Source organism: Nostoc sp. UIC 10630, assembly GCF_010747425.1.
Classification (GTDB): domain Bacteria; phylum Cyanobacteriota; class Cyanobacteriia; order Cyanobacteriales; family Nostocaceae; genus Nostoc.
The window spans coordinates 1-12,552 of record NZ_JAAGOG010000209.1 but is presented as its reverse complement, the minus strand read 5'-3'; the positions used below and the strand labels follow the sequence as shown (position 1 = coordinate 12,552).

The window sequence follows — 12,552 nt, the reverse complement described above, 5'->3', positions numbered from 1 at the left end:
GTTCCAGGCAACAAACATCATTTTTCAAGTTATTTGGCGATATTAAATATTCTCTGAACAGATAATATTTATTTACAAAACGGATGATTCTGTAGCTTGCTCAGGAGGCTTTTTGAAGTATGAAACTCTTACTTAGAATCTTTCCAAAATTTGGTGCCAATTTATTAAAAAAGCTGCTAGAGCTAAAAAATACGCACTTGTTAATTTTTGATATCATTATTTTTTCAATTACTCCTTTATTAGGGCTGCTTATCCGTTTAGACGGCTCTCTCGATATTCAAGCAAACATATCACAACTAGGAATCGCAACTCTACTATTTTTATTAGTTAAACTAATTGTATTTTGGAGTTTTGGTTTTTATAGGCGATACTGGCGCTATGCCAGTGTTGAGGAACTGACATATATAGCCATGTTGATGGTAGGTGCAATAGTCATCCAAAGTATGACATTTAATCTTCTTAATCACATATTGCCTTTTGTAACAGATAACCTGCCGCGATCGCTGCCATTTATTGATGGATTACTGTCATGTATTTTCATAGGAATGTTACGTTTCAGTTTTCGAGTTGTAGAAAGATTTATCCAACGTCAAGGAGTATTTAATCCACGAGAGCGGGTGCTAATTATTGGTGCTGGTAATGCCGGAGTTTCCCTTGTGCAAGATATGCAAAGCAAACCTAAACTAGGCTTTCATGCTGTTGCCTTCATTGACGACGATCCACGGAAATTAAATGTTCAAATTCGTGGTCTTCCAGTCGTAGGCAATCGCCACCAAATTCCTGATACTTTGAAATCTCTCCAAATCCACAAAGTTATCATCGCCATGCCTACGGTTGCTGGCCATGTTATTCGAGAAATCGTAGATATTTGCAAATCAACTGGAATACAAACTAGTACTTTACCTGGAATATATGAAATCCTCAACGATCGTGTACGGGTAGATAGCATTCGAGATGTCAGGATTGAAGATTTGCTCAGGCGAGAACCCATACAGACTGATGTTGAGCAAGTGCATAAATTTATCAAAGGTAAGACAGTACTGATTACAGGTGCAGGAGGATCAATTGGTAGTGAACTTTGCCGTCAAATTTTCAAGTGTCATCCTGCGGAAATGATACTTATGGGACACGGAGAGAATTCTATATTTAATATCCAACAAGAGTTAGAAAAACTGATCCAAATACTCAAAAATGATGGGAAAGTACAGCGATATACCCCTCGTATTTATACTTTCATTGGCGATATTCGTTATAGCGTTCGCCTAAAACAAGCTTTTGAACAATTTCAACCTAACGTGATTTTTCATGCGGCTGCTCATAAGCACGTTCCTCTGATGGAATTAAATTCATCAGAAGCAATCACTAACAATGTGCTTGGAACAAAAAACTTATTGGATATGGCGCTGCAATACAATGTTCAAAATTTTGTGATGATTTCCACAGATAAAGCTGTTAATCCCACTAGTGTCATGGGTGCTAGTAAGAGAGTTGCCGAAATGTTAGTTCTGCAAGCTGCAAAAGAAAGCGGTAAACCTTATGTTGTTGTGCGTTTTGGTAATGTTTTGGGTAGTCGCGGTAGTGTAGTTCCAACTTTCAAAAAACAAATTGCTTCAGGTGGCCCAGTAACCGTTACCCATCCCGATATCTGTCGTTATTTCATGACCATCCCAGAAGCAGTGCAACTTGTTTTACAAGCTGCGGTATTGAGTCGTGGTGGTGAAGTCTTAATGCTGAATATGGGCGAACCTGTAAAAATTGTTGACTTGGCTAAAGAATTAATTCGCCTTTCGGGATATGAAGTAAATAAAGATATTGACATCTTATTTACAGGCTTAAGACCTGGGGAAAAGTTATTTGAAGAACTGTTTATCGAGGGAGAAGAGTACGAACAAACTCAACATGAGAAATTGATAGTAGTGAAAAATGGCAGTCGGATTGTTTCAGAAAATCTCACCATGACTGTAGAAAAATTGTGTGCCGCAGCAGGTAAAAATGATATTAAATGCATCATGTTATTACTGGAACAACTGGTGTCAGGATACAAACCTAAGTATTTAGAAAATAATGAACGAAGAAACAGTCTAAAGAGTAGTGCTGTAATCACATATTTAAATAAAAACAAACTTGCGAAAGTGGAATCGGGAGGAGCTAAATAAAATAGATAATTTGGACTCTAAGTCGATGGCTCATTCATCAAATAACTCTACATTTAATTTAGATAATCAACATGGAAACGATCTATGGCTTTCACGGCTTATTACGAAAAATAAATAGAGTATTTACCTTAAAAAAGAGATACTTTTCCTTTTTCAAGGAACTAGCAATAACTTTGGTAAAAAGACAAACTAAATGGTCAATTGGAATTTATACAGGCCAATCTCTTTTGGATTTCGTTTCTACAGAAAATATTTGTTGTGTTTGGTATCAAACTGCAAAATTGGATGAGGTTAATGACTAAAGCAGATGCAACAACATAAGCCACTAACACTGCGCGGCAACTTTTCTTGGACTTTCGTCGGTAATTTAGTTTATGCAGCTTGCCAGTGGGGAATGTTGGTGATACTGGCTAAATTTGGCAGTCCAGAGATGGTAGGAAAGTTTACCTTAGGGCTGGCGATAACAGCACCTATAATCATGTTTACAAATCTTCAGTTGCGAATTGTCCAAGCAACAGATGCCAGAAAACAGTATTCTTTTAGCGATTACTTGGGGCTAAGACTAATCTCGACAGCTTTAGCACTTGCGATCATTACGGTTATTAGTTTGTTAGGCGGCTTTCGATGGGAAACATCTCTAGTTATCTTCTTGATGGGTTTGGCAAAGGCATTCGAGTCTATTAGCGACATATTTCATGGACTGATTCAGCAGCACGAACGCATGGATCGGATTGCAATATCGTTGATCATTAAAGGCCCTCTATCACTGCTACTACTGGGCATTGGAGTATATATGTCTGGCCATATTCTGTGGGGTGTACTTGGGTTAGTCTTTGCTTGGGCAGTGGTGTTGCTAAGTTACGACATTCGTAGTGGTATCTTGATGCTACACAGGTCACAATTGCAACCGCGTTGGCATCGAAAAACCCTAGTAAAGCTGGTATGGCTCTGTTTGCCTCTGGGGTTGGTGATGATGCTAATTTCACTCAATACCAATATTCCCCGCTACTTTATTGAGCGATATTTAGGTGAGCGTGAATTGGGGATTTTTGCAGCCATTGCCTACCTGATGGTGGCAGGAAACATAGTAGTAAATGCCCTAGGAGAGTCAAGCATTTCTAGGCTAGCTAAGTATTACGCGGCTAAAGATGCTATTGCTTTCCATACACTCCTACTCAAGCTGGTAGGAATCGCTGCCTTATTGGGCGGAACAGGTGTTTTCATAGCTGTTGTAGCTGGACGTCAGATCCTGACTCTTCTGTATCGACCTGAATATGCCGAGCAAACAAATTTGTTTGTCTGGTTGATGGTTGCAGCTGGAATTAACTATGTATCGTCTTTCCTGAGCTATGGAATGACGGCATGTCAGTACTTTCGCATCCAAATGCCTTTGTTTGTGATTGTACTAACTATCTCAACGATAACCTGTCTATGGCTGCTACCCAGTTTGGGATTGTTAGGGGCAGCGATCGCACTACTTATTGCAACTATTGTCCAAACAATTTTTAGTTTAGGAGTTATCTTCTATGCACTACACAAACTCTAGAGATATCCAGAAGGTCGATGAGCATTCAATACGTATCCTCCATATTGTTGTAGGGATGAACAGAGGTGGAATCGAAACCTGGCTAATGTACATTTTGCGGCACATTGATCGCGATCGCTTCCAGATGTATTTTCTGGTTAACACAGCCCAGCCCGGCGCTTACGATGAAGAAATCCGTGCCCTTGATAGCAAGGTTATTCTATGTTCTCATCCGTCACAATCCTGGTTGTACGCTCCTAATTCCAAACGTATCTAACACGAGTACGCAGCAGGACTACCTTGTGTGTTCTCAAACTCATAATATTGGTACAAATTAATGTCAAATATGATCATTAAGAAAACATTAAATCAGGATTTTTGGAATAACCTAATTCTTTTACCTATTGACTTAATTTTGATTTTTTGTTCGACATTTCCTGGAGAAAATAAAACGGTATATGAAATTCCTTTATTTTTTGTTTTTTGGACAATAATTTTTGTCCTGAGAAGAAACTTTATTTTAAGCCCAGCAGAAATTTCGGCTCAAATATTCATTTTTCTCGCTCTCTTACCTATTTTTATTCAATTTTATCAATATAATTTTGACTATTATTTTGGCGCTATATCAGGAATTCTATATGTTAATAGTCTTGTTTTTGGCACTCATGTAATCGAGCGATTGCTCAGTAATAGTCCAGGTTGTAAGATAATTCGATGGCTGCCTGCCATTACATTAATTTTTCTTGGGGTAATATCTCAACAGTTTTCTGGAAACGAGCCAAGACAATCCTTTATATTTGGGCCCAATATTTACTACAGAATTATTGGAACTATTTTCTTGCTAAATCTCGTATTGGTTCATGAAAATTACTCTAGCAAAAAAGAAAAAATTTCAATACTTAGCTTAATCACTACGATATTTTGTTTAGTTATTGCATTGTCTCTAATGGTTAAAACAGGTTCTAGAGGTGCAACAATAGTAGGAGTTTTTATGACATTATCTTTTCTTTACACAGTACTACATATCAGATTGAATTGGCTAAAGTTTGCTAGTATAGCTATAATATTTTCTCCTTTTGTACTCGCTATAAATTCAAGTTTTTCTAAATCTATTATTGATTCTAGAGTATTTTGGTTTTATGACCGTGGTGCCTCCTCTAGTTCTATTGCAGTCAGGGAAGGATATTGGCAAAATTTGACATCTTTTTTTATAAAAGATAATTTTTTATTCGGAGAAGGAAGCCAATATATATATTCCTATCCCCACAATATTTATCTAGACCTGCTATATAATGGCGGCTTTTTACCCTGTGTTATTCTTATAGGATTTACTGCAATGTATGGAATACTTTTATGGAAAGGTAAATTAAATAGAAACTGGAAAATTATAACTATAATTTGTTCACCAATTTATATAGGTTCTCTATTGTCTGGAACATTATATGACAACTATTCAATTATAAGCCTAATATTAGCACTACCAATTTTGATACAAAACCAAGTTCCTACTATAGCTACAAAAAATCAAAGGGTCTAATAAAGATTCAAATCTATAGTTTGAACAGGAGAGAATCAATTTTATGTATGAATTTGATTTGTTGATACATACCTTCCGTTTTGAAGGACATCCAATAGCAGTATTAGAGGCTTTATCTTATGGAATACCTTGTCTACTCACACTTGGTACTAATATTGCAGGTGAAGTGGAAGCGGCTGGGGCTGGATGGTCTGTGGAAGATACTCCAGCAGCGATCGCTAAACGGATGCAAGATGTTTTAGCCGCGCGATTAGAATTCCCAAAAAGAGGACAGGCGGCACAAAATTTAGTAGAAGAAAAATATTCCTGGAACCAGATTGGCAAGCAGTCACTTCGAGAATATTTCAACTTATTGCATCCAAATTACAAAATTGCAGATGTAAGTGTTAAGTCAAATAATTCTCTAGAGGTTCAACGTTGATGGATACTCGCACCTTAATTTATTTACATCAATATTTTTCTATTCCCACAGTTTCTGGAGGCACAAGATCCTGGGAGTTTTCGACTCGTCTTGTCCAAGATAAATGGCAAGTTTGTATGTTTTGCGGTGACTCGGAAATTCATGGAATTCCCGCCGTTAATATCCTGAAATTGTTCAACACCAAAAATGTTAGTTTTAAATTAAATGTTATTCCTTTGAAGTACAGTAATTACATGAGCTTCTCGCGGAGAATTTTGGCATTTTTGAGTTTTGCTGTTCGGTCTTCTTTACAAGTCCTGCGAGAAGAAAAAGCTGACCTCACTTTTGCTACTAGTACACCGCTTACTATTGCAATACCAGCTTTATTGCGAAAATGGTTACATGGGACTCCTTATGTTTTTGAAGTCAGAGATCTCTGGCCAGAAATGCCAATAGCGATGAAAGCTGTACGCTCACCATTAGCTATATTTTTGGCTCGGCAATTAGAACTGATAGCTTATCAAAATGCTTCTCATCTTGTGGCGCTTTCTCCTGGCATGAAAGAAGGCATCGTCAAACAGGGTATTCCTGCTGAGAAAGTAGAAGTGATTCCTAATGCTTGCGATAATGCACGTTTTAACATTTCAGAAACAATTGGATTAGAGTTTCTCCGCCAGCATCCCGAATTATCTGGCGGGCCTTTGATTGTTTACACCGGTACATTGGGGCATATAAATGGAGTCAACTACTTGGCTTATTTAGCAAGTCACATGAGAAATATCATACCTGAAGCTAAATTTCTGGTGGTTGGTTCAGGTGCCTGTGAAAGTGAAGTCAGAGAAGCTAGTAGTCAATTAGGGATTTTGGAAAAAAACTTCTGGATGTGGCCACCTATTCCCAAAGCTGAAATGCCAGCACTTCTTTCTGCATGTACCGTTGCCACCTCCTTGTTTAAGCCGATTCCTGAGATGGAGCATAATTCAGCTAATAAATTCTTTGATGCCCTAGCAGCAGGCCGTCCAGTCGTAATTAACTATGGCGGTTGGCAAAAAGAAATTCTCGAACAGTCTGGTGCTGGTATTAGCATTTCTAGCAACGATCCAAAAGTTGCTGCAATTCAACTTGCAAAATTTTTAAATAGCTCTGAGTGCTTGCAAAGCGCTCAGGCTGCTGCAAGAAAACTTGCAGACACAGTATTTGATCGGGATATTTTGTACAAGAAACTAGCAAATGTTTTTCAAAAGGTTTTAAATGAAACGCATTCTGGCATTTAAAAAGTGGAAACATTGGTCGAAAATAAAATTCTTACGTTGTGCTGATAAGTTACTAGCAGCCGTTGGAATTGTTGTTGCATCCCTCGTCTTTACGGCAACAAATACAGAAGTTGTTGGACAAGATATATACCCTAAGAGTAAGCAATTTCCGCTAGGACTATACTCCATACACGAAGCACAAGATATGCAGAGAGTGCGGCAATTCGGATGGAAAATCGCCCAGACATATCATTTTACCCCTTCTTTTCTTGAGACTGTAGCTAAGGGTAAGATGCTTGCTCTTGCCAGCCTGCCAGGTAAATCTGAGCCGATACCAGAAGTGCAAGCGGCAAAGAAGATAACTGCTCTTGCTAAGAGCGATCGAGTAGCGTGGTGGGAATTTCCTGAAGAACGGCGCTATTGGAGAGATGGAGAAATGGCGATAGTCACCAATTATGCGAGTTGGACACGCAAATATGACCCAAAAAAGCGACCAAATTATATGTACATCCCCGGTCACTATGATGCTACAAGTGTCCAGCAGTATGTACCTTATTTGGATATCATTCCCTCCAGCGTTTACACAAACTATATAGGGGTGCCACACGCATGGGTGCGATGGCGGATGGAAACCACACTAAAGGCGATCAAGCTAGCACAAGCCACGATAGGCCCTGATTATCTGAATGGAGAAAAAACTCCTGTAGCAATTCTGGAACTTTTTCACGAATCTGGCAATGCGATCGCCACAAACAAAGGGGCATACCACGACTTTTGGCAGTCTATCGTGTCTGGTGCTAGAGGGATTCTAATTTTTTCTTACTGGCATGAGCGTGACCATCCAAGTCTAGAAAGTGTTTTGCAGACATATCATAAGGCTGCTGGAGAGATCGTAGGGCCAGAGCAATTGGGCTCGGCTATTTTGTATGGCACGAGGCTAGATAATGTGAGCTTTAAGATTGTCGCTGGCCCAGCAAGGACAGAGGAGTTTTACACCTATGGCATGGAGCATCCACTCAGCTTTCCCTCTATTAATTTGCTGACAACTGTTTGGAATCAATTTACTTACATTATTGCCGTCAACTCAGCAAATGAACCTGTTTCTGTTAGTTTTACTGGTCTTTCTAATACATCCACTAAAGCAACTGTTCTATTTGAAAACAAGAAAGTTTCGCTTAAAGATGGAGTATTAAATGCCGAATTTCAACCACTTGGCGTACATATCTTCAAAATTCCTAGCAACAAAGTATTGAAAAGGGAAAACCAAAGTATCTATGCTCAATTTCCTCGATGAAACTGATAGATATTGATTCCTAATTTTCATCTTTAAAACAATGAAAACTACAGCTATGAACAGCAACTATTTACAAAAACATTTTTTTATAAAAAACAGCAGATTAATCAAGTCTATATTAGATAGATTTGTAGCAGCAATCGCCCTTTTAGCTCTTTCTCCGGTGATATTGATAATTGCGATCGCTATTTATTTCCGCATGGGTTATCCAGTTATTTTTATTCAACCCCGTCCCGGTAAAAATGCTCGTATTTTCAATTTTTACAAGTTCCGCACTATGACGGATGAATGTGATGCCAAAGGCAATCTTCTCCCTGATGAGAAACGCCTCACGCCTTTTGGTGAATTTCTTCGTCAAACCAGTTTGGACGAACTCCCACAACTTTGGAACGTCCTCAAGGGTGACATGAGTTTGGTGGGCCCTCGTCCTTTACTGGTACAGTATCTTGACCGTTACAGTCTGGAACAAGCACGTCGCCACAATGTCAAACCGGGTATCACAGGTTGGGCGCAAATCAATGGTCGCCGATTATTAGATGGATGTTGGGAAGAGAAATTCAGATTAGATATTTGGTACATTGACAATTGGAATCTATGGTTGGACTTGAAAATTCTAGTTTTAACTCTGTTCAAAGTTTTGAAAAAAGAGAATATTAGCCAAGAAGGCTACGCTACGGGTGAAGAATTTCAAGGTAGTACTAGAGAAGTATGAAATATTATTGTACAAACTCTCAATAAATAAGGCAGAAGACGGAGAAAAGTCTGAGTGATATTTTTCAAAGCTCGCGAACTCGCTAACGCTTCATAACTTCGTCAAGACAAGAGATTGGCTTCACAATAACGAAAAAAATCTCTTGTAATAAATCCTATTATTTCAGGTAAATTTTTATGAAAAAAGAATGGGAATTCGGTTCTGAATTTGATTGGTCAAATGAGTTTTTAATGGCATATAAAACTAACAATTTTCTACCTAAGCTATATGAACTTTTTTCCACTGGTACAGCTTGTCTGATTTCTCTCAACAATCTATTAAATCAGAATCAAGGGCATCAGCTACGACTGCATTTGCCATCTTTTTCATGCATGGATTTTGCAACAAAACTCAAAAAATATTTTGAGATATGTTGGTATCGAGATTTGCCAACTCAAGAATCCCCAGATTTTAACTCCCTCAATACTTGCCCAGGTGATTTAGTTTTAGCAGTTAACTTATTTGGGGTTAGACAAAGAAAATGTTGGCAAGATTGGCTATCTAAACATAATGAGATTATCTTAATTGAAGACCATAGCCACGACCCTTTTTCTTCTTGGGCACAGCAAAGTAATGCTCACTATGCTATAGCTTCTCTACGTAAAACTCTGCCAATCCCAAATGGAGGTATTATCTGGTCCCCCCAAAATATTAAGTTGCCAAAAGCTTCTTCAGAATCACCAGCTAGTTGTAAAAAGATGACTGCTATGCTGTTAAAACGAGCTTATATTAGTGGTGCAAATATTTCGAAAGATATCTATCGGCGACTAGAGATTGAAAGTGAGGAAGAGCTTGATTGCGAAACTAATTATGCAGCTTCAACTTTCACTTCTAATATTTTAAACTGCCTGAACATTGGAGAATTTAGGCGAAAAAGGGAAAGAAATGTCAAACAATTTTTAGCTTGGATATCAATTACAAACCATCATAATTGGACACCTCTTTTTACCTCTTGGCCCGATGGTTCTGTGCCATTCAACAGTATAATTGTCTGTAAAGATCCAGAAAATCGAGAAGCTTTACGTAACTACTTAATAAGTCAAAATATATTTCCACCGATTCATTGGCCGCAAACGCCAGAAAATTCATCTAATGATCCTTTAGCAATAGATTTGTCAAAACGCATTTTAACAATACCAACAGATCAACGTTACTCTTTAGATGATATTAGTCGTGTGGCAGCGAAATTTCGAGAATTTTTTCAACAATATGACAATCTTGCTATCTCTATGATTGGAGGATGAAAAGTAATTCAAAATTCAAGAATTTATTGTTGTTCGCACAATTTTTTTAAGTTTTGAAAGTAAGCAGGAGATATTACATGAAAACTTTTACTTACAAATTATCACAAGATCAGCTAGCTCTTTTACCCACAGAGTCAGATATTGCTTTTTATGAAGAACACGGCTGGTTTATTAGCAAAGAAGTTATACCTGATGAGATTATAGATGAAGCGATCGCAGGTAGTGAAAATTTTTATCGCGGAGAGCGAGACGCAACACTTCCCTATAGTACTGGTTACAGCGACTGGAAGCCTGGAGATGGAGACGCTGTACGCAATAATCAACACGTTTCTTATCGGAAAAAAGAACTACGCAAGCTCGTTCTTCAGCCAATTGTTGGGGCGATCGCTGCGAAACTAGCTAGAACTACAGAAATTCGATTATTTGAAGATACGCTAGTCTATAAAGCACCCATCACGATTAGCGATCGAGGAGGCGTAGTTGGCTGGCATACCGATTACTCTTATTCTTCTAACTGCACCTCTAAAAAAATGCTTTCCGCTTGGATACCTTTCCAAGATATTGATGAAAATAAAGCACCACTCGTTGTTCTTGATGGTAGCCATAAGTGGTCAGATACCGAACATCTGCGTTGCTTCAATAACCAGAATCTCAAAGAGATAGAAGAGAAATTTACCCAAAAAGGACGAGAGATTGTTGAAGTACCTATCATCCTGAACAAAGGTCAAGTTAGCTTTCACCACTGTTGTACTATTCACGGTAGCTATCCCAATTGCAGCAATTCAGTACGCTTGGCATTTGCTTTATATTTACAGGACTATGCCAATCGCCATCAACCTTTTTGGAATAACAAAGAACAAATTCACCACTTTCTTGACAGTATGTGTCGCAAACTGCCCAACGGCAATCCAGATTATAGCGATCCAGCAATATTTCCTATTTTGTGGTCAGCAGAAGATAGATAAAAGATAGCCAAATATAACTAAATAACTTGGGAAAATAAGATGAATTTGCAAGTACAAATAATTGAACTAACAAATGATTTATGGTTAAAAACATTGCGAGAAATCCGCCATGATTTTTACCATTTGCCTGAGTATACCTATTTAGAGTCTAAAAGAACTGATACTATCCCCGAAGCTATATTAATAACTGAAGGTGAAAAAAAGTTTTTTGTGCCTTATTTGCTCAGGAAATGTAATGATATCCTCTTTGAAGGACTACAATCAGCAGATATTTTTGATGTTGTTTCCCCCTATGGCTATCCGGGAATTTTGCTCAGTGACGCAGCTCTTAACACACCAGGATTTCTAGATGCTGCTCTAGATATCATGAAGCAAGAATTTCACTCTAGGGGGATATGCTCCGCTTTCTTTCGTTTGCATCCAATTCTCAATGAGAGTTTCACCAAAGTCTCTCACACGGAAACTTTGAAACTTACAGGCGAAACAGTCTCAGTTGATTTGAGGCTTTCTAACTTGTGGACTCACACCAGAAAGGGTCATCGTAGCACAATTAACAAGTGTAAGCGCCTCGGAATGATTGCCAAGATGGTTCCATTCCAAGATTATTTGGACGAATTTGTTGCAATCTATGAAGAAACCATGAAACGTGTCAATGCAACGACAGGATACTACTCTTTTAATTCCGAATATTTTACTCAAATGAATGATTTGTTAGGTGTTAGTCTTCATCTATGCATTGTTGAACACGAACATCAGATAGCTTGTGTTGGTTTATATACAGAATGTTGTGGAATTGTGCAAAGCACACTTGGGGGAACAAGAAATCAGTTTGTTCATTTATCACCAGGTAGTTTAGAAACCGACTATGCAAGATATTGGGCACAGGAACGCGGGAATGAATTTTTGCATTTGGGGGGTGGAGTTGGTAGTTCAACTGAGGATAGTTTATATATTTTTAAAGCGGGTTTCTCTCAACTAACTCACAAGTTTTTAACATTACGCTTAATAATTGATGAGGAAAAATATTATAAATTGGTGAACTTAAGAGCGAAAGTTATAGGTAAAACAGCATCAGAATTATTGGAATCAGACTTTTTTCCTGCTTATCGTTCACATTGAATGACCACGCTCGGAAAATTATGCTTTTCATCTCTCATATTGGTTAAGCAATTAAGCTTGATAATGCTTCTAGTATTTAAGTTTTGAAAATTTACATAAATCATAGTCAATGAAAATTCAACAACCATCCGTTTTAATTCCCGATCCATGCAACAATCCTCTTGCGTACTATGCAATACGCTGTCTTAAACAAGCTAATAGTGAATTTAATATAAATGTGATTGTTTCCTCTGGCCAAATATTAGATCACAATGAATGGTTATATTTTTACAAGTATTCGGCATATATTGATAATTTAGTTGTTTAGG

11 protein-coding genes are annotated in these 12,552 nt (G+C 38.0%); all 11 read left to right on the top strand.

Going from position 1 to position 12,552, the window contains the following annotated elements; all coding sequences use genetic code 11:
- Window positions 1-119 precede the first annotated feature (119 nt).
- Complete coding sequence (locus tag G1O98_RS31610; protein ID WP_163936693.1) at window positions 120-2,156, top strand: nucleoside-diphosphate sugar epimerase/dehydratase; 2,037 nt, start codon at window positions 120-122, stop codon at window positions 2,154-2,156.
- Between the two features lie 307 nt (window positions 2,157-2,463).
- Complete coding sequence (locus G1O98_RS31605) at window positions 2,464-3,702, top strand: oligosaccharide flippase family protein (protein WP_163936690.1); 1,239 nt, start codon at window positions 2,464-2,466, stop codon at window positions 3,700-3,702.
- The gene (locus G1O98_RS31600; RefSeq protein ID WP_163936687.1) at window positions 3,683-3,958 is read left to right on the top strand and encodes a glycosyltransferase family 1 protein; all 276 of its coding nucleotides are present in this window, start codon (window positions 3,683-3,685) and stop codon (window positions 3,956-3,958) included. Before G1O98_RS31605 ends, G1O98_RS31600 begins: the two co-directional genes overlap by 20 nt.
- A 60-nt stretch (window positions 3,959-4,018) precedes the next feature.
- The gene (locus G1O98_RS31595) at window positions 4,019-5,218 is read left to right on the top strand and encodes an O-antigen ligase family protein (protein WP_163936685.1); all 1,200 of its coding nucleotides are present in this window, start codon (window positions 4,019-4,021) and stop codon (window positions 5,216-5,218) included.
- A gap of 43 nt (window positions 5,219-5,261) precedes the next feature.
- On the top strand, window positions 5,262-5,639 hold the full coding sequence (locus G1O98_RS31590; RefSeq protein ID WP_163936682.1) for a glycosyltransferase: 378 nt from the start codon (window positions 5,262-5,264) through the stop codon (window positions 5,637-5,639).
- Window positions 5,639-6,892: a glycosyltransferase family 4 protein gene (locus G1O98_RS31585; protein ID WP_163936681.1), complete on the top strand. Its 1,254-nt coding sequence runs from the start codon at window positions 5,639-5,641 to the stop codon at window positions 6,890-6,892. The genes G1O98_RS31590 and G1O98_RS31585 overlap by 1 nt, the downstream gene beginning before the upstream one ends.
- Window positions 6,870-8,165, top strand: coding sequence for a hypothetical protein (locus tag G1O98_RS31580; RefSeq protein ID WP_163936679.1), 1,296 nt, complete (start codon window positions 6,870-6,872; stop codon window positions 8,163-8,165). Before G1O98_RS31585 ends, G1O98_RS31580 begins: the two co-directional genes overlap by 23 nt.
- Before the next feature lie 40 nt (window positions 8,166-8,205).
- A complete protein-coding gene (locus G1O98_RS31575; protein WP_275941814.1) occupies window positions 8,206-8,877 on the top strand; it encodes a sugar transferase in 672 nt (223 codons plus the stop codon).
- Window positions 8,878-9,053: 176 nt separating this feature from the next.
- Window positions 9,054-10,160 carry a DegT/DnrJ/EryC1/StrS aminotransferase family protein gene (locus G1O98_RS31570; protein WP_163936677.1) on the top strand — a complete coding sequence of 369 codons (1,107 nt, stop codon included), beginning with the start codon at window positions 9,054-9,056 and terminating at the stop codon, window positions 10,158-10,160.
- Between the two features lie 77 nt (window positions 10,161-10,237).
- Complete coding sequence (locus G1O98_RS31565) at window positions 10,238-11,125, top strand: phytanoyl-CoA dioxygenase family protein (protein ID WP_163936675.1); 888 nt, start codon at window positions 10,238-10,240, stop codon at window positions 11,123-11,125.
- A 39-nt stretch (window positions 11,126-11,164) separates the two neighbouring features.
- Window positions 11,165-12,244 (top strand): FemAB family protein, encoded by a 1,080-nt coding sequence (locus G1O98_RS31560; protein ID WP_175586949.1) that lies wholly within the window; start codon window positions 11,165-11,167, stop codon window positions 12,242-12,244.
- Window positions 12,245-12,552 lie beyond the last annotated feature (308 nt).